The 19,862-nt window shown below is 72.1% G+C and carries 6 protein-coding genes; all 6 read left to right on the plus strand.

Going from position 1 to position 19,862, the window contains the following annotated elements; translation table 11 throughout:
* Positions 1 to 127 precede the first annotated feature (127 nt).
* Positions 128 to 4,168: a phosphoribosylformylglycinamidine synthase gene (gene purL / locus RAB71_RS03810; RefSeq protein WP_010343586.1), complete on the plus strand. Its 4,041-nt coding sequence runs from the start codon at positions 128 to 130 to the stop codon at positions 4,166 to 4,168.
* Positions 4,169 to 5,115: 947 nt separating this feature from the next.
* Positions 5,116 to 13,326: an ESPR-type extended signal peptide-containing protein gene (locus RAB71_RS03815; protein ID WP_104609551.1), complete on the plus strand. Its 8,211-nt coding sequence runs from the start codon at positions 5,116 to 5,118 to the stop codon at positions 13,324 to 13,326.
* Positions 13,327 to 13,483: 157 nt separating this feature from the next.
* Positions 13,484 to 15,379 carry a S8 family peptidase gene (locus RAB71_RS03820; protein WP_010343589.1) on the plus strand — a complete coding sequence of 632 codons (1,896 nt, stop codon included), beginning with the start codon at positions 13,484 to 13,486 and terminating at the stop codon, positions 15,377 to 15,379.
* Between the two features lie 277 nt (positions 15,380 to 15,656).
* Positions 15,657 to 17,387, plus strand: coding sequence for a type II secretion system ATPase GspE (gene gspE / locus RAB71_RS03825; protein ID WP_010343590.1), 1,731 nt, complete (start codon positions 15,657 to 15,659; stop codon positions 17,385 to 17,387).
* Between the two features lie 139 nt (positions 17,388 to 17,526).
* Positions 17,527 to 18,741, plus strand: coding sequence for a type II secretion system F family protein (locus RAB71_RS03830; RefSeq protein ID WP_010343591.1), 1,215 nt, complete (start codon positions 17,527 to 17,529; stop codon positions 18,739 to 18,741).
* Positions 18,742 to 19,416: 675 nt separating this feature from the next.
* On the plus strand, positions 19,417 to 19,854 hold the full coding sequence (gene gspG / locus RAB71_RS03835) for a type II secretion system major pseudopilin GspG (protein WP_029562177.1): 438 nt from the start codon (positions 19,417 to 19,419) through the stop codon (positions 19,852 to 19,854).
* The last annotated feature ends 8 nt before the right edge of the window (positions 19,855 to 19,862 follow it).

The raw sequence follows: 19,862 nt of genomic DNA on the forward strand, positions 1-19,862 counted from the left end.
ACCGCTAGCGCGTCCGCGTGCGCCGACCCCGCTCGGCGGCCGGCTGTGCCGATTCCCCATTCCCGAATCCCCATTCCCAGCTCTCCGCTACAATAGCCAGCCCGTTTCCTCACACGGTTCCCCGGACATGATCGTCCTCGAGGGCGCTTCCGCCCTTTCGCCGTTCCGTCGCGCTCGGCTCGAAACCCGCCTGCAGTCCCTCGTTCCCGGCGTGCGCATCGCCGGTGCCTGGCACGTCTACTTCATCGACGGCGACAACGCCGCGTCGCTCGACCTGGTCGCGGCGCGGCGCATCCTGCAGGCGCAGGACGCGCCGGCGCCGGCCGACGCGGACACCTGCTCGCGCTACGTGGTGCCGCGGCTGGGCACGCGCTCGCCGTGGTCGAGCAAGGCCACCGAACTGGTCCGCGGCGCCGGGCTGGCGATCCGCCGGGTCGAACGCGGCACCCGCCTGGACCTGGCCGGCTGGCCCGAGACGCCGGCCGACCAGGCCGCGCTGGCCAAGCTGCTGCACGATCCGATGACGCAGTCGCTGCTGGACGATGCCGCGCAGGCGCAGGCGCTGTTCCAGGCGCCGGCGCGCGGCGAGGTCGAGCGTATCCCGCTGGACCAGTTGGAAGCGGCCAATGCGCGCCTGGGCCTGGCCCTGGCCCAGGACGAGATCGACTACCTGCGCCAGCGCTTCGGCGAACTCGGCCGCGATCCGGCCGACGTGGAACTGATGATGTTCGCGCAGGCCAATTCCGAGCACTGCCGGCACAAGATCTTCAACGCCAGCTGGACCATCGACGGCAAGGAGCAGGACCGCTCGCTGTTCCGGATGATCAAGCACACCCACCAGCAGACCCCGCAGCACACGCTCAGCGCGTACAGCGACAACGCGGCGGTGGTGGAAGGCCATCCGGCCGCGCGCTATCGCCCGGATCCGGCCAGCGGCGAGTACCGCAGCGAGGCGGTGACGCCGTCGGCGTTCTGCATCAAGGTCGAGACCCACAACCACCCGACCGCGATCGCGCCGTTCCCGGGCGCGTCCACCGGCGCCGGCGGCGAGATTCGCGACGAGGGCGCCACCGGCCGCGGCGGCAAGCCCAAGGCCGGCCTGACCGGCTTCAGCGTCTCGCACCTGCGCATCCCCAGCCTGCCGCAGCCGTGGGAGGGCGCGCGTCCGCTCAACCCGCGCATGGCGCCGGCGCTGGAAATCATGCTGGACGGCCCGCTCGGCGGCGCCGCGTTCAACAACGAATTCGGCCGGCCCAACCTGCTCGGCTATTTCCGCAGCTTCGAGCTGCCGGAGACGCAGGACCTGACCCGCGCCTACGACAAGCCGATCATGCTGGCCGGCGGCCTGGGCGCGATCGACCGCGTGCAGGTGGAGAAGATCCCGCTGCAGCCCGGCGATGCGGTGATCGTGCTCGGCGGCCCGGCGATGCTGATCGGCCTGGGCGGCGGCGCGGCCAGTTCGGTGGCCTCCGGCGACAGCGCCGAGGACCTGGATTTCGCCAGCGTGCAGCGCGACAACCCGGAGATGGAGCGGCGCGTGCAGGAGGTCATCGACCGCTGCGTGGCGCTGGGCACGGACAACCCGATCCGCTGGTTCCACGACGTCGGCGCTGGCGGCCTGTCCAACGCCATTCCCGAACTGCTGCACGATTCCAGCGTAGGCGGCCTCATCGACCTGGACCGCGTGCCCAGCGACGACCCCTCGCTGTCGCCGATGCAGCTGTGGTGCAACGAGTCGCAGGAGCGCTACGTGCTTGGCGTGCCGCAGGCGCGCCTGGCCGAATTCGCCGCGATCTGCGAGCGCGAGCGCTGCCCGTTTGCCGCTGTGGGTGTGGCGACCGCCGAGGAACGGCTCGTCGTGGGCTACGGGGTGCTGCGCACCGGGATTGGGGAGTCGGGATTGGGGATTGGCAACGGCGCAACGTCGGCCGGCTCCCTCGCGTCTCACGAATCCCCAATCCCGAATCCCGAATCCCCGCACCCCATCGATCTGCCCATGGACGTCCTCTTCGGCAAGCCGCCGAAGATGCATCGCGACACCCGGCAGCCGCCGGCGCCGCGCTGGCCGGAGCTGGACACCGATGCGCTGGACCTGCGCGAGGCCGGGCTGCGCGTGCTGGCCCATCCGACGGTGGCGGCGAAGAGTTTCCTGGTCACCATCGGCGATCGCAGCGTCGGCGGCCTGACCGCGCGCGAGCAGATGATCGGTCCCTGGCAGCTGCCGCTGGCCGATTGCGCGATCACCCTGGCCGGCTTCGACACCCACGCCGGCGAAGCGATGGCGATCGGCGAGCGCACCCCGCTGGCCCTGCTCGACGCCGCCGCGGCCGCGCGCATGGCGGTGGGCGAAGCCATCACCAACCTATGCGCGGCGCCGGTGCAGGCGCTGGACCAGGTCAAGCTGTCGGCGAACTGGATGGCCGCGGCCAACCACGACGGCGAGGACGCGCGCCTGTACGCCGCGGTCAAGGCGGTGGGCATGGAGCTGTGCCCGCAACTGGACCTGAGCATCCCGGTGGGCAAGGACTCGCTGTCGATGCAGGCGCAATGGGGTGTGGCCGGGATTCGGGATTCGGGATTGGGGATTGGGGAGAGCGCTTCTGCGAATCCCGAATCCCCACTCCCCACTCCCGGCGCGAGCGCCACGCACAGAAGCGTCTCGCCCGTCTCCCTCATCGTCTCCGCCTTCGCGCCCGTCGCCGATGCGCGGGCGCAGTTGACGCCGTTGCTGGCGCGTGAGGCCGAGAGCGAGTTGTGGCTGATCGGGCTGGGCGGCGGCAAGCAGCGCCTGGGCGGTTCGGTGCTGGCACAGGTGCATGGCGACGGTGCGCTGCCGGCGTTCGGCGGCGCGGTGCCGGATTTGGACGATCCGCAGCGGCTGCGCGCGTTCTTCGAGCTGATCCGCGATGCGCGCGAGGCCGGCATGCTGCTGGCGTATCACGATCGCAGCGATGGCGGCGCGTTCGCCGCGCTGTGCGAGATGGCGTTCGCCTCGCGGCAGGGCCTGGACATCACCCTCGATGCCTGGGGCGACGATCCGTTCCGCAGCCTGTTCAACGAGGAACTGGGCGCGGTGGTGCAGGTCGCCAAGGAAGACCGCGCCGCGTTCGCCGACCTGGTCGAGCGCCATGCGCTGACCGAGTGCGCGCAGCGCATCGCCCGCCCCAGCACCGCCGCGGCGGTGCGCGTGGCCCTGGGCGGCAAGACCCTGGCCGAATGGCGTTGGGACGAGCTGTTCGATGCCTGGTGGTCGGTGACCCACGCCATGCAGACGCTGCGCGATAACCCCGACAGCGCCGCCGAGGAGCGCGCGCTGGCGCGCGATTTCGCCGCGCCCGGGCTGAAGCCGAAGCTGGCCTTCGACCCGGCCGAGGACATCGCCGCGCCGTTCGTCACCAGCGGCCAGCGGCCGAAGGTGGCGATCCTGCGCGAGCAGGGCGTCAACGGCCAGATCGAGATGGCCAACGCGTTCGAGCGCGCCGGGTTCCGCGCCTTCGACGTGCACATGAGCGACCTCATCGCCGGCCGCGTCGACCTGGCCGACTTCGTGGGCCTGGCCGCCTGCGGCGGCTTCAGCTACGGCGACGTGCTCGGTGCCGGCCGCGGCTGGGCGACCTCGATCCTGGAGCGGCCGGCGCTGCGCGATGCCTTCGCCGCGTTCTTCGCGCGTCCGGATACCTTCGCCCTGGGCGTGTGCAACGGCTGCCAGATGCTCAGCCAGCTCAAGGACATCATTCCTGGTGCCGAGCACTGGCCGCGCTTCCTGCGCAACCGCAGCGAGCAGTTCGAGGCGCGCACCAGCCTGCTGGAGGTGGTGGAGTCGCCGTCGATCTTCCTGCGCGGCATGGCCGGCTCGCGGATCCCGGTGGCGGTGGCGCACGGCGAAGGCCGCGCCGAGTTCGACACTGCCGTGGACCAGGCCGCCGCGCGGGTGGCGCTGCGCTTCGTCGACGGCCATGGCGCCGTCGCCACGCAGTACCCGCTGAACCCGAACGGCTCGCCCGATGGCATCACCGGCCTGACCAGCGACGACGGCCGGGTGACGATCCTGATGCCGCATCCGGAACGCACCCTGCGCTCGCTCAACCTCAGCTGGCATCCGGCGGAGTGGCCGGACGACGCGCCGTGGCTGCGCATGTTCCGCAACGCACGGGTGTGGGTGGGCTGAACCCGGCGTTGCCCTGGCGCGCTCGCCGCGATGGCGACGCGCCTGCGCGACGGCGTTGCGTTGCCCAGCCCGATGGTGTGCTGACGCGCTGGACCGCGCGTCGCTGTGTCCCATGTGGGAGGGACTTCAGTCCCGACGCAGGCCTGTGTCCGGGTCGGCTGAGTCGGCAGTCCGACAGGCCGATACCGTCGATGTTTCCCGTGTATCGAATGGGATCTCTCTGCAGATCCCGGAGTCGGGATGATCTGACCGTGCGCGGTCGCGGCTGAAGCCGCTCCTACGAAAACTGCAGGGTTTTGTCCCGCGCGCGCTGCCGTCAGGGCGGTCGCGTGCGTGTGCCTGCGCCACCGTCACGGTGAACAAGCCGGTGGCGTGCGCCCGCCCGGCGCTCCGGGCTGCATGGTCGCACTGCGGCCGCATCCATTCCGCCGTCCGCCCCCCGGGTCGCGCCGCCGCGTGACCACGGGCGCCTGTTTCGCGCAATCGGCGCCATTCGCGTCCGTCTGGCGCGATCGCGCACCTCGACTGTGCAGCTCCTCGCGCACTTACCACACGTTTGCGTCAAGTCCTTGACGAGAAACGAAATCGCTCTAACCGCCGTGTGTCAAGGCTGGCAAGGTCCGTGCCGAAAAGTTGGCGCGATGGGGTTGTTTTCATTGATATTTATCGAAAAATTAACGGAATAACCCTGAATTCGCGGTCTGTGTCACGACGTGTGTCGCGGTAAGTCAAAAACTTGACGTATCCGAAATGCCGGGTTAACACTCCAGTCAGTTCCGCATTCCACCTCGGTTCATCTACAGGCCCGAGCAGCGACAGGCGTGAGCCTCTCGCGTCCCGGTTGGGACGTGCGGCACCTAAAAAACCGACAGGGGGTCGGCCGGCCGGAACGCCGGGCGAGGGTGGCTTTTTGACCAAAAACCAGCCGAATTGAGGAGCAGTCGTCGATGAATCGGATTTATCGCAAGGTCTGGAACAACGCGTTGGGGATGTGGGTGGTGGCGTCGGAACTGGCCAGCGGCGATGCCCGCGGCGCGGTCGTCCGCGATCGCCGTGCCGCACGCGCACACGGCCTGGCCCTGGCCGGCGCGATCGCCCTGGCGCTGGGCGCCGGCGCCCTTCCCGGCAACGCCCAGGCGCAGGCCGTGCAGATCGGCGACAACGCCAACGCCAGCGGCGACTACGCCACCGCGGTCGGTGCCGAGAGCAACGCCAGCGGCGCGCAGAGCACCGCGACCGGCGCGGCCAGCAACGCCAGCGGCGACGGCAGTGTGGCCAGCGGCACCCTCAGCGACGCCAGCGGCGTGGAAGCCAGCGCGCTCGGCTACTACAGCACCGCCAGCGGCGATGGCGCGACCGCGCTCGGCGCCGAGAGCATCGCCTCCGGCGCCGCCAGCGCCGCGGTCGGCGTGGCCGCCGATGCGACGGGCGAGTACGCCACTGCGGTCGGCGGTTTCTCCAGCGCCAGCGGCTTCAACAGCACCGCGCTGGGCAATAGCGCGGTGGCGCAGGGCCGCAACAGCGTGGCGCTGGGCGCCGACGCGGTGGCCGACCGCGACGACAGCGTGTCGGTCGGCAAGGCCGGCGGCGAACGCCAGATCACCAACGTGGCTGCCGGCACCGAGGCCACCGATGCGGTCAACGTGGCGCAGCTGGACGCGGTCAGGCAGACCGCCGACACCACCGCCAAGTACTTCCAGTCCAGCGGCAGCGACGCCAGCGATGCCGGCGCCTATGTCGAGGGTGCCAATGCGGTGGCCGCCGGCGAAGGCGCCAACGCCATCGGCAACGGCGCCAGCGCGCTCGGCAGCGGCGCCACCACGCTGGGCGGCAACGCCACTGCGGTCGGCAGCAATGCCACCGCCGTCGGCGCCTCGGCGACCGCGGTCGGCGGTGCGCTGTCGATCGTCGACGACAACGGCGATGTGCTGCTGGAAGGCACCACCACCGCGGCCGCGCAGGGCGCCAGCGCGTTCGGCGCCGGTGCGCAGGCCAATGGCGCGTTCTCCACCGCGCTGGGCACTGCCGCGCGCGCCGACGGCACGCAGAGCACCGCCACCGGCTTCTCCGCCGCCGCCACCGGGCTGGCGGCGACCGCCACCGGCGGCTTCAGCCAGGCCGGCGGCGACTTCGCCTCCGCGTTCGGCTACGGCGCCAACGCCAGCGGCGGCGACGCCGTGGCGGTGGGCTTTTCCAGCCTCGCCAGCGGCGTGTCCAGCACCGCCGTCGGCGGCAGCGTGCTCGGCCTGTTCACCACCGAGGCGCAGGGCGAAGGCGGCAGCGCGTTCGGCGCCGGCGCCTGGGCCAATGGGGATTTCTCGACCTCGGTCGGCTGGCTGAGTTCGGCCGACGGCGCGTCCAGCGCCGCGTTCGGCGCCGCGTCCTGGGCGCAGGCCGACGATTCCACCGCGCTGGGCTACGGCGCCAAGGCCGCGGCCAGCGGCAGCGTCGCGCTCGGCCAGGGATCGGTGGCCGATCGCGCCGACACCGTCTCGGTCGGCAGCGCCGGCAAGGAGCGGCAGATCGCCAACGTCGCCGCCGGCACCGAGGGCACCGATGCGGTGAACCTGGACCAGCTCGACGCGGTCAAGCAGGTGGCCGACGGCACCGCGCGGCTGTTCGCCGGCAGCGGCGACGGCACTGCGCTGGCGCAGGGCCAGCAGGCCACCGCCGCCGGCGCCGACGCGCTGGCCGATGGCGACTACACCACCGCCGTCGGTTCCACCAGCACCGCCGCCGGCCTCGGCGCCGCGGCGCTGGGCAGTGGCGCGGTCGCCAGCGGCGACCACGCCAGCGCGGTCGGTACCGATGCCACCGCGGTCGGCACCTCCGCCACGGCGATCGGCAGCACCGCGACGGTGTACGAGTACGACGAGAACGGCTTCATCGTCGGCAGCCGCGAACAGACCACCCAGGCGCTCGGCGTGGCCGCGACCGCGGTCGGCGGCGGCGCGCAGGCGCTGGATCCGCTGTCCACCGCGGTCGGCACCGGCACCTCGGCCAGCGGCGTGCAGAGCACCGCGCTGGGCTACCACGCGCAGACCTTCAAGGACGGTGCCACCGCGGTCGGCGGCCTGTCCGAAGTGGCTGGCGACTTGGGCACGGCGGTGGGCTACGGCTCGCGCGCGGCCGGCGATTACGCCACCGCGGCCGGCATCGGCGCGCGGGCGACCGCGACCAGCACCGTGGCGATGGGCATGAACTCGCTGGCCAGCGGGACCGACAGCGTGGCGATCGGCGGGGTCAGCACCGCCGCGGCGAGTGCCGGCAACAGCGTCGGCATCACCGCGGCCACCGGCGTCGGCAGCGTGGCGCTGGGGGCAGGCGCGGAGAGCCAGGGCGATTACGCGATTGCGATGGGCTACAACGCCAATGTGTTCCCGAACCTGGAGAACGGCACCGCCGATTCGGTGGCGATCGGCCACAGCGCCGGTTCGTTCGCGCCGCACACCGTCTCGCTCGGCGCCCATGCGCTGTCCGCGGGCGAGGGCGGGGTGGCGATCGGCCAGGCGGCCACCGCGTGGAACGCCAACAGCGTGGCGCTCGGTGCAGACGCGGTGACCTCCACGTTCCACGACAGCAGCACCGCGCTCGGTGCCAACAGCGCGGCCAACGGCGCCGACGCGACCGCGATCGGCTACGGCGCGCGGGTCAGCAGTTGGGTCGCGGATGCGCAGGATCGCTCGGCGTCCAGCGCGGTCGCGCTTGGCGCCTATTCCTACGCGAACCGCGACAACAGCGTCTCGGTCGGCGACGTGGGCAACGGCCTGACCCGGCAGATCACCAGCGTCGCCGCCGGCACCGAAGCCACCGACGCGGTCAACGTGGCGCAGCTGCAGGAGGCCGGCAAGTACCTGCAGGCCAGCGCCGGCAACAGCGATGCCGGCGCCTACGTCGAAGGCGACGACGCGCTCGCCGCCGGCGAGGCCGCCAATGCCATCGGCAACGGCAGCACCGCCCTCGGCGCCGGCGCCGATGCGCTCAACAGCGGGGCGACCGCGGTGGGCAGCGGCGCGGTCGCGGCCGGGCAGAACAGCGCCGCCTTCGGCACCAACGCGCAGGCTACCGGGCCGGCGGCGGTGGCGGTCGGCGGGGTGGCGGTGGACGCCAACGGCGATCCGCTGATCACCAAGAGCGGGGTGGCGGTGGACACCGGCGCCACCAGCGCCGGGGTCGGCGGTACCGCGCTGGGCGCCAGCGCCGATGCCAGCGGTTTCGCCGCCTCGGCGGTGGGCGTGGGCGCCTACGCCGGCGGCGCGCAGGCATCGGCCTTCGGTGCGGTGGCCAATGCCACCGGCGACTACGCCACGGCGGTCGGCACGCAGAGCGCGGCCACCGGCACTAGCAGCGTGGCGGTCGGCGGTCCGGCCGACCTGATCCCGGGCCTGGGCCTGTTCGTGCAGACCCAGGCCAGCGGCGCCAACGCGGCCGCGTTCGGCGCCGGCGCGATCGCCTCGGGCGACGACTCCACCGCCAACGGCAGCATGACCGAGGCCTCTGGCCTGCAGAGCACCGCGCTGGGCTACTTCGCCTACGCCCCGGGCGACTACGCCAGCGCGCTGGGCGCGCAGTCCTGGGCCAGCGGCGTCAACAGCACCGCGGTGGGCTTCTACAGCACCGCGCTGGCCGCCGACAGCGTGGCGCTGGGTGCGAACGCGGTGGCGCGTCGGGCCAACACGGTCTCGGTCGGCGATGCCGGCAGCGAGCGGCAGATCGTCAATGTCGCTGCGGGCACGCAGTCCACCGATGCGGTCAACCTCGCGCAACTGGATGCGGTGCGCGCCACTGCCGAAGGCACCTCCAAGTTCTTTGCGCATGGCGGCGACGGCACGGTCGGCGCCTATGCCGACGGCGCCGGCGCGCTGGCCGCCGGCGATGCGGCCAATGCCTACGGCAGCGGCGCGGCGGCGTTCGGCAGCGGCGCGGCGGCGATGGGCGATGACGCGGTCGCGCTGGGCAACGGCAGCACGGCCGGCGGCACCGGCGGCACGGCCATCGGCGGCCGCGGCCAGGCCTACGACCAGTACAACCAGCCGATCGTCGATGCCGACGGCAAGCCGGTGCTGGTCGGCGCCAATGCCGGCGAGAACGCCACCGCGCTCGGCGCGGGCGCGCAGGCCACCGGCAGCGCCGCCACCGCCACCGGCTACGGTGCGCAGGCCACCGGCGATCACAGCACCGCCGGCGGCTACAAGGCGCGTGCGACCGGCAACTACAGCCTGGCGCAGGGCGACAACGCCTGGGCCAGCGGCGAGGACGCCAGTGCGGTCGGTGCCTACGCCTGGGCCACCGCGGACGGCGCCTCGGCGTTCGGCACCTCGGCCTGGGCCACCGGCGCCAACGCCTCGGCGTTCGGCACCGGGGCGTGGGCCAGTGGCAGCGGCGCCACCTCGATCGGCTTCAACAGCTGGGCGCCGGGCCTGAGCGCCACCGCGGTCGGCCGCGGCGCGTTCGGCTACGGCAACTACAGCGTGGCGCTGGGCTTCCAGGCGCTGGGCAACCAGGTCAACACCATCGCCATCGGCACCAACACCGTGGCCGATGCGGAAAGCGCGATCAGCATCGGCGCAGGCAGCGAGGCGACGGCGTCCAATGCGGTGGCGCTGGGCGCCGGGGCGGTCGCCGACCGCGCCTACAGCGTGTCGGTGGGCAGTGCCGGGCAGGAGCGGCAGATCACCAACGTCGCCGCCGGCACCGAGGCCACCGATGCGGTCAACGTCGCCCAGCTGGATGCGGTGAAGCAGGCCGCGGCAGCGACCAGCAAGTACTTCCAGGCCAGCGGCAGCGCCGACAGCGATGCCGGCGCCCTGGTCGACGGCGACAATGCGCTGGCCGCCGGCGAGGCCGCCAACGCCACCGCCGACGGCGCCACTGCGCTCGGTGGCGGCGCCAATGCCGTGGCCGCGGGCGCGACCGCGATCGGCTTCAACGCCGTCTCCAGCGGTGTCGATGCGGTCGCGCTGGGCAACGCCAGCCAGGCGTCGGGCGAGAACAGCATCGCCATCGGCAGCAACGCCCAGGCCAGCGAGATCGGCGCCACCGCCAGCGGTGCCGGCGCGCAGGCCAGCGGCACCTATGCCACTGCGACCGGCAACGAGGCGGTGGCCTCGGACAACCAGGCCACGGCCACCGGCTTCCGCAGCGCCGCCTCGGGCATCGGCGCCACCGCCCTGGGCGGCTACAGCGAGGCCACGGGCTATCTGTCCTCGGCGCTGGGCTATGGCGCACTCGCCTCGGGCAGCTACGGCACCGCGGTCGGCGTGTCCTCTACCGCCTCCGGCAGCAGCAGCGTGGCGGTGGGCGAGTACAGCGTGGCCTCCGGCGAGGAGAGCGTGGCGGTCGGCGGTACTTCGTTCTTCGGCCTGATCCCGGCCGAGGCCTCGGGCGCCAACAGCGCCGCGTTCGGTGCCGGCGCCGGTGCCACCGCCGACTTCAGCAGCGCGCTCGGCAGCCTCAGCTACGCCAGCGCCGACAGCGCCAGTGCGTTCGGCTACGGCGCCTATGCATCCGGCGTCAACAGCGTGGCCCTGGGTGCGAACTCCGAGGCGGCGCGCGACAACACCGTCTCGGTGGGCAGCGCCGGCAAGGAGCGGCAGATCACCAGCGTCGCCGCCGGCACCGAGGCCACCGATGCGGTCAACGTCGCGCAACTGAACGAGGTGAAGCAGTCCGCCGATGCCACCGGCAAGCAGTTCAAGGCCAGCGGCGGCAGCGACCCGGCCGACGATGTCGGCAGCTACGTGGAAGGCACCTACGCCACCGCCGCCGGCGAGGCCAGCAACGCCTACGGCACCGGCGCCTCGGCGTTCGGCAGCGGCGCGCTGGCCGGCGCCCGCTACGCCACCGCGTCCGGCTACAACGCCACCGCCACCGGCGAGTCCAGCACCGCGATCGGCGGCTCGCTGTACTACACCGACGCGTCCGGCAACGTGCTGCTCGACGGCACCACCACCGCCAGCGCCGCCGGCGCCACCGCGCTGGGCGCGGGCGCGCAGGCCAGCGGCACGTTCAGCAGTGCCAGTGGCGCCGGCGCCATCGCCAGCGGTCTGCAGGCCACGGCCGACGGCTACAAGGCGACGGCCGCCAGCGACTACAGCACCGCGGTCGGTGCCTTCAGCGCCGCCAGCGGCACCCGCACCAGTGCGTTCGGTTACGGTGCGGCGGCGGCGGGCAACTACGCCTCGGCGCTGGGCTGGGGCAGCACCGCCTCCGGCGCCTATGCCGCGGCGCTGGGCTACAGCGCCCGTGCCACCGGCGAGGATGCGACCGCGCTCGGCGCCTCGGCCTGGGCCACCGCGGCGCAGACCACCTCGGTCGGCCAGTTCGCCTGGGCCACCGCGCAGGGCGGCACCGCGATCGGCCAGAACGCCTTCGCCTATGGCGGCAGCAATGCCACGGCGCTGGGCATCAACGCCTCGGCCAGCGGCGCCGGCAGCGTCGCCCTGGGCTCGGGCGCGCGCACCAGCGAAGCCAACGTGGTGTCGGTGGGTGGCGGCAACGGCGTCACTGCGCCGGCCACGCGCCGCATCACCAACGTCGGCGCGGCGGTCAACGCCACCGACGCGGTGAACAAGGCGCAGCTGGACGCGGTGGCTACCGCGGCCGGCGATACCAGTGCGCGCTTCCAGAGTTCCGGCACCGCGGTGGCCAGCGCCAGCGGCGTGGATAGCACCGCGGCCGGTGCCGGCGCCACCGCCAGCGGCCTGCGCAGTTCCGCGCTGGGCGTGGGCAGCGTCGCTGCTGGCGCCGGTGCCACCGCCAACGGTGCCGGCAGCTCGGCGACCGGTGCGCGCAGCACCGCGATTGGCCTGCAGACCAACGCGATCGGCGAGAACGGCGTGGCGATGGGTTACAACAGCTTCGTCCGCAACAGCGGCAGCAACGGCGTCGCGCTCGGCGCCAATGCCGGCGTCTCGGCGGACAACGCGGTCGCGCTCGGTGCCGGCTCGCGGGTGTACGAGGCCGACACCGTGTCGCTGGGCAGCGGCAACGGCCGCGGCGGCCCGGCCACCCGGCGCATCGTCAACCTGACCGCCGGCAGCGTCGCCGCCGGCAGCACCGACGCGATCAACGGCGGCCAGCTGTACCAGTCGCTGAGCAACATGGCCACGTTCCTGGGCGGCGGCGCCGGACTCGGCGCGCAAGGCCTGTTCGTGGCGCCGACCTACGTGATCCAGGGCGCCAGCTACGACAACGTCGGCGCGGCGCTGGCGGCGCTGGACGGCAAGGTCAGCGAACTGGATGCGCGCACCGGTGGCAGCGCCACCGCGGCACGCAGCGCGCGCATGGTCGGCACCAGCGCAGTGGCCGCGCAGGCCACCGAGGCGGCGCCGGCGACTGCGACCGCGGCCACGACTGCGTCGGTGTCCGGCAGCATCGGCACCGCCCAGGTCGGCGAAAGCGCGGCGGTGGCCTCCAGCGCCACGGCGGTGGGGACCGCCGCGCGCGCCAACGACGTCACCGGCACCGCGATCGGTGGCAGCGCCTATGCGCATGGCGCCAACGACACCGCGATCGGAAGCAACGCCAAGGTCAATGCCGACGGCAGCACCGCGGTGGGCGCCAACAGCCACATCGCGGCGGTGGCGACCAACGCGGTGGCGATGGGCGAGGGCGCCAGCGTCAGCGCGGCCTCGGGCACCGCCCTCGGCCAGGGCGCCAGCGCCACCGCGCAGGGCGCGGTCGCACTGGGGCAGGGGTCGGTAGCCGATCGCGCGCAGACGGTCTCGATCGGCAGCGCCGGCAACGAGCGCCAGCTCGCCAACGTCGCCGCCGGCACCCAGGCCACCGATGCGGTCAACAAGAGCCAGCTCGACAACGGTGTGGCTACGGCCAAGTCGTACACCGATGCGCGCTTCGGCACCATGGCCGACAGCTTCGAGGTGCTGCGCGGCGACGTCGATGCGCGGTTGCGCGACCAGGACCGTCGCATCGACCGCCAGGGCGCGATGAGCGCGGCCATGCTCAACATGGCCACCAGCGCCGCCGGCATCCGTACCCAGAACCGGGTCGGTGCCGGCATCGGCTTCCAGAACGGCGAGTCGGCACTGTCGGTGGGCTACCAGCGCGCCTTCAGCGACCGCGCCACGGTGACCATCGGCGGTGCCTTCAGCAGCGACGACAGCTCGATCGGCATCGGTGCCGGTTTCGGCTGGTGATCCATCGCGGACGGCGGCGGGTGCCGCCGTCCGCCACGCAATGGCCTGAGGGGGCAGACCACAGGACCTTGGCTGGGCCGGCCAACGGATTCGGAAAAAGGGAGTTTTACGGCCGCAACTGTCGCCTGATCCACGAAACTTTGAAGAGGACGTCAACGTGATCGACAAGCAAAACCTTCGTATCAATGCCATCGCCGCCGCCATGCTGGCGATGTCGCTGGGAGCCTCGAGCGCGATCGCGGCGGGCGCTTCGGCACCGCTGCCGGTCAAGGAACCGGGCACCTCCGCGCCGGCCGATGCGGTGACCTCCAACCGCATCCTGGTGCGCTACAACGCCGGCAGCGCCGCGGCCAGCGACCGCAGCGCCAAGCTGTCGGCGGTGCAGTCGGCGGTGGGCCGCGCAAGCCTCGGCGGCGGCAACGGCATCTCGCGCGCGGCCGCGGCCAGCGTGCGCGCCGAATACGTGCGCACCCTGGGCATCGGCGCGGACCTGATCCGCCTGACCGGCAAGCTGAGCAAGGCGGACCTGGACAAGGTGGTGGCCGAGATCGCCGCCGACCCGACGGTGAAGTACGCGCAGGTCGACGCCAAGCTGCGCCCGGTCGAGGTGCTGCGGGCCAAGGCGCAGGTGCAGCCGCAGTTCGTGCCCAATGACCCGCTGTACGCGCAGTACCAGTGGCACTACAGCAACGCCAACGGCGGCATCAACGCGCCGGCCGCGTGGGACGTGTCCAAGGGCGACGGTGTGGTGGTGGCGGTGCTCGACACCGGCATCCTGCCGAACCACCCGGACGTGGCGGTGAACCTGCTGCAGGGCTATGACTTCATCTCCGACAAGGAAGTCTCGCGGCGTGCGACCGACGACCGCGTGCCGGGCGCGCTGGACTACGGCGACTGGGTCGAGAACGACAACGAGTGCTACGCCGGCTCCGTTGCCGATGACAGTTCCTGGCACGGCAGCCACGTCGCCGGCACCGTCGCCGAGGCGACCAACAACGGCGTCGGCATGGCCGGCGTGGCGCCCAACGCCACCGTGCTGCCGGTGCGCGTGCTCGGCAAGTGCGGCGGCTACACCTCCGACATCGCCGACGCCATCATCTGGGCCTCGGGCGGCACCGTGTCCGGCGTGCCGGCCAACCAGAACCCGGCCGAGGTCATCAACATGAGCCTGGGCGGCGGCGGCGCCTGCGACAGCGTCACCCAGGACGCGATCAACGGCGCGGTGTCGCGCGGCACCACGGTGGTGGTGGCCGCCGGCAACAACACCGCCAACGCCGCCAACTTCAGCCCGGCCAGCTGCGACAACGTGATCGCGGTCGGTGCCACCCGCATCACCGGCGGCATCACCTACTACTCCAACTACGGCGCCAAGGTGGACCTGTCCGGTCCGGGCGGCGGCGGCAGCGTCGACGGCAACCCGGGCGGCTATGTCTGGCAGAACGGCTACACCGGCGCGACCACGCCGACCTCCGGCAACTACACCTACATGGGCATGGGCGGCACCTCGATGGCCTCGCCGCACGTGGCCGCGGTGGCGGCGCTGGTGCAGAGCGCGCTGATCGCCGCGGGCAAGGCGCCGCTGACCCCGGCTGCGCTGGAGACCCTGCTCAAGCAGACCGCGCGTCCGTTCCCAGTGTCGATCCCGTCCAGCACCCCGATCGGCACCGGCATCGTCGATGCCAAGGCCGCGTTGGACAAGGCGCTGGAAGAGCCGTGCGATCCGGCCACCGAGCAGTGCGCGCCGACGGCGACCGCGCTGACCAACAAGGTGGCGGTGGCGGGCCTGGCCGGTGCCGCCGGCAACGAGGCGCTGTACAGCTTCGAGGCCAAGGCCGGCGCGGTGCTGAGCTTCCTCACCTACGGCGGCAGCGGCAACGTGTCGATGTACGTGAGCTTCGGCAAGGAGCCGGGCACCGGCAACGCCGACGCCAAGTCGACCCGTCCGGGCAACAACGAGACGGTGCGCTTCACCGCGCCGCAGGCCGGCACCTACTACATCAAGCTGGTCGGCGAGAGCACCTACAGCGGCGTCAGCCTGGTCGCGCGCCAGTAAGCGCACGCGGCGCAGGGAGGCGCCATGGTGTCCCAGGAAACCCGGCTCCGGCCGGGTTTCCTGCGTCTGCAGCAGGCGCACAGGCCACAGCCGCGGCTCCAGTGGCCGGCGCGCAACCGTCCACCATCGCCTGCCGGAATGTCAGGCCGATGACGGCGGCGCGTCCTGCCTGCGCCGACGTCCTGGCCGCCGGTAGACAGCGACGCCGGCGCGCGCCGGATTCGGCGTCGGGTCATGCCGAACTGCTAAAGTCGCACGGTCATCTGGGAGGGATCGCGTGAATGCGCTCGTGAAGGACACTGCCGTCGCCGTGGAGACGCCCGAAACCCGCATCATCGCGGCGTTGCTGGCCAAGGGCCGGCTCAAGGACGGCGACCTGGCGCGCGCGCGGCAACTGCAGCGCGAGTCCGGCGGCGGCCTGCTGGCGCTGCTGGCGCGCCTTGGCCTGGTCTCCGAGCGCGACCATGCCGAACTCAGCGCCGAGGTCCTGGGCCTGCCGCTGCTCGACGCCAAGCAGTTGCCGGCCACCGCGCCGGAGAGCCTGCCCGAGGCGCAACCGCTGTCGCTGCGTTTCCTCAAGCAATTCCATGTGTGTCCGCTGGGCGAACGCGACGGCGTGCTGGAGCTGTGGATGGCCGATCCGCACGACGCCTACGCTGCCGATGCGGTGCGCCTGGCCACCGGCCTGCAGGTGCTGCCGCGGGTCGGCCTGCGCTCGGAGATCGACGACCTGATCGAGCGCTGGTTCGGTCAGGGCCGCAGCGCGATGGGCGCGATCGTGGAAACCGCCGACGGCGACAGCGTGGCCGCCGACGACATCGAGCACCTGCGCGACCTGGCCTCCGAGGCGCCGGTGATCCGCCTGGTCAACCTGGTGATCCAGCGCGCGGTGGAACTGCGTGCCTCGGACATCCACATCGAACCGTTCGAGAGCCGGCTGAAGGTGCGCTACCGCGTCGACGGCGTGTTGATCGACGGCGAGAGCCCGCCGGCCAACCTGACCGCGGCGGTGATCAGCCGCGTCAAGATCATGGCCAAGCTCAACATCGCCGAGCGCCGCCTGCCGCAGGACGGCCGCATCATGCTGCGGGTGCAGGGCAAGGAACTGGACCTGCGCGTGAGCACCGTGCCCACCGCGCACGGCGAGAGCGTGGTGATGCGCCTGCTCGACCGCGAGACCGTGGTGTTCGATTTCCACCGGCTCGGCTTCACCGACGCGTTCCTGCCGCAGTTCCGCAAGGTGCTGGAGCAGCCGCACGGCATCCTGCTGGTCACCGGCCCTACCGGCTCGGGCAAGACCACCACGCTGTACACCGCGCTGAGCCAGCTCAACACCGCCGACGTCAAGATCATCACCGTCGAGGACCCGGTCGAATACCAGATCGAAGGCATCAACCAGATCCAGGCCAAGCCGCAGATCGGCCTGGATTTCTCGCATGCGCTGCGCAGCATCGTGCGCCAGGACCCAGACATCATCATGATCGGCGAAATGCGCGACCTGGAGACGGCGCGCATCGCCATCCAGTCCGCGCTGACCGGCCACCTGGTGCTGTCCACGCTGCACACCAACAACGCCGCCGGCGGCATCACCCGCCTGCTCGACATGGGCGTGGAGGACTACCTGCTGACCTCCACCATCAACGGCATCCTCGCCCAGCGCCTGGTGCGGCGGCTGGAGCCGACCCATGCCGAGCGCTATGCGGCCTCGCCGGAGGAGATCGAGAAGTTCGAACTGCGCCGGCTGCAGCCGGAAGGCGAGATCTTCCTGTACCGCCCGCGGCCCTCGGCGATCGCGCCGACCGGCTATGTCGGCCGTACCACCATCATGGAATTCCTGGTGATGAACGACGTGCTGCGCCGCGCGGTGATGCGCCACGCCGGCATGGGCGAGATCGAGCAACTGGCGCGCGAGGCCGGCATGCGCACCATGTACGAGGACGGCCTGGCCAAGGCGCTCAGCGGCCAGACCACGATCGAGGAAGTGCTGCGCGTGACGGAGGAAACCTGATGCGCGCGACCTGCGCTCTGACTGTGGAGGCGTGTCGCCTGGCCATGCGCGGGCTGCCCGTGTTCGGGAACGCACCGGCCGCGCGCGATGCGCTCTCCCATTCCCGATTCCCCATTCTCCAGTCCCAGCTCCAGCCCTGATGCCCCTGTACCGCTACAAGGCCCTGGACTCGCACGGCGAGATCCTGGAAGGGCAGATGGAAGCCGCCAGCGAGGCGGAAGTGGCGCTGCGCCTGCAGGAGCAGGGGCACATGCCGATGCAGGCCAAGCTCGCGGCCGAGGGCGGCGGCACCTCGCTACGCGGGCTGTTCCGGCCCAAGCCGTTCGACGGCGCGGCGCTGGTGCAGTTCACCCAGCAGCTGGCGACGCTGCTCGGCGCCGGCCAGCCGCTCGACCGCGCGCTGTCGATCCTGCTCGAACTGCCCGAGGACGAGCGTTCCAAGCGCACCGTCGGCGACATCCGCGACGCGGTGCGCGGCGGCGCGCCGCTGTCCACCGCGCTGGAGCGCCAGCACGGGCTGTTCTCGCGCCTGTACATCAACATGGTGCGCGCCGGCGAGGCCGGCGGCAGCCTGCACGACACCCTGCAGCGCCTGGCCGAGTACTTGGAGCGCAGCCGCGAACTGCGCGGGCGGGTGATCAACGCGCTGATCTACCCGGCGATCCTGGTCAGCGTGGTCGGCTGCGCGTTGCTGTTCCTGCTCGGCTACGTGGTGCCGCAGTTCGCGCAGATGTACGAGAGCCTGGACGTGGCCCTGCCGTGGTTCACCCAGGCGGTGCTGAGCGTGGGCCTGTTCGTGCGCGACTGGTGGATCGTGCTGCTGGTGGTGCCCGGGGTCACCATCCTGGCGGTGGACCGCAAGCGCCGTGACCCGGCGTTCCGCGCCAGCTTCGATGCCTGGCTGCTGCGCCAGCGCTTCGTCGGCGTGCTGATCGCGCGGCTGGAGACCGCACGCCTGACCCGCACCCTCGGCACCCTGCTGCGCAACGGCGTGCCGCTGCTGGCGGCGCTGGGCATCTCCCGCAACGTGCTGTCGAACCTGGCGCTGACCGCCGACGTCGGCGCCGCCGCCGACGACGTCAAGAACGGCCACGGGCTGTCGGCCTCGCTGTCCAAGGGCAAACGCTTCCCGCGCCTGGCACTGCAGATGATCCAGGTCGGCGAGGAGTCGGGCGCGCTCGACATCATGCTGCTGAAGACCGCCGACACCTTCGAACAGGAAACCGCCCAGGCCATCGACCGCCTGCTGGCGGCGATGGTGCCGGCGATCACCCTGGTCCTGGCCTCGGTGGTCGGCCTGGTGATCATTTCCGTCCTCGTCCCCCTCTACGACCTGACCAATGCGATTGGGTGAGGCCATGCGCTTGCGAACCGCAGGTTCGCGCATGGCCGAACGCCCGGCCATGGATGGCCGGGCCGGTCTATCCGGCGCCGGCGATGCGTCGCCATGGACGGCAGCGGCTTTGTCTGGTGCGTCCGCGCGGTGCGCCATGGCGCATTTGGCGCCGAACGCCCGGCCAGGGATGGCCGGGCCGGTGGTTCCGGCGCTCGCGATGCCGCGCCATGGACGGCTGCGCAATCATCTGGCGCAGCGGACGAGCGAATCGAAGGAGGCCATGCGCTTGCGAACCGCAGGTTCGCGCATGGCCGAACGCCCGGCCATGGATGGCCGGGCAGGTCTGTCCGGCGCCGGCGATGCGACGCCATGGATGGCAGCGGCCTTGCCTGGTGCGTCCACGCGGTGCGCCATGGCGCATGTGGCGCCGAACGGCCGGCCCCGTCCGGGCCTCAGGCGACTGCCACGGAGTGTGACGCCGCGCGGTCCCGGCCGGGAACCTTCGGCCGCTGCCCCTGTCCCATTGCCAGCGGCGCCTTGCGCGCCGGCCGCGGCCGTGCGTGCGCGCGGCACGGATCCTCCGGCGGCAGGTGTGACGGCGTGCGTGACGCGCCGCTGTACCGCCGGCCGCCGCCGGCTGCCATCGTCACCGTGTTCGGCTACATAGGTCTTCCACCGCAAGGATCCGATGCAATGCGCACTCTCCGCCGCTCCCTCACCCGTTCCCCGTCCGCCGCACGCCAGGCGGGCATGAGCCTGCTGGAAATCATCATCGTCATCGTGCTGATCGGCGCGGTGCTGACCCTGGTCGGCAGCCGCGTGCTCGGCGGCGCCGATCGCGGCAAGGCCAACCTGGCCAAGTCGCAGATCCAGACCCTGGCCGGCAAGGTCGACAACTACCAGCTCGATACCGGCAAGCTGCCGTCCAAGCTCGACGACCTGGTCACCGCGCCGGGCGGCGTCAGCGGCTGGCTCGGCCCGTATGCCAAGCCCGCCGAACTGAACGACCCCTGGGGTCATCCGATCGAGTACAAGGTGCCCGGCGACGGCCGTCCGTTCGACCTGATCAGCCTGGGCAAGGACGGCCAGCCCGGCGGCAGCAGTTACGACGCCGACATCAAGTACGAGTGATCCGGCGC

It is taken from the genome of Xanthomonas sacchari, from assembly GCF_040529065.1.
Lineage (GTDB): Bacteria > Pseudomonadota > Gammaproteobacteria > Xanthomonadales > Xanthomonadaceae > Xanthomonas_A > Xanthomonas_A sacchari.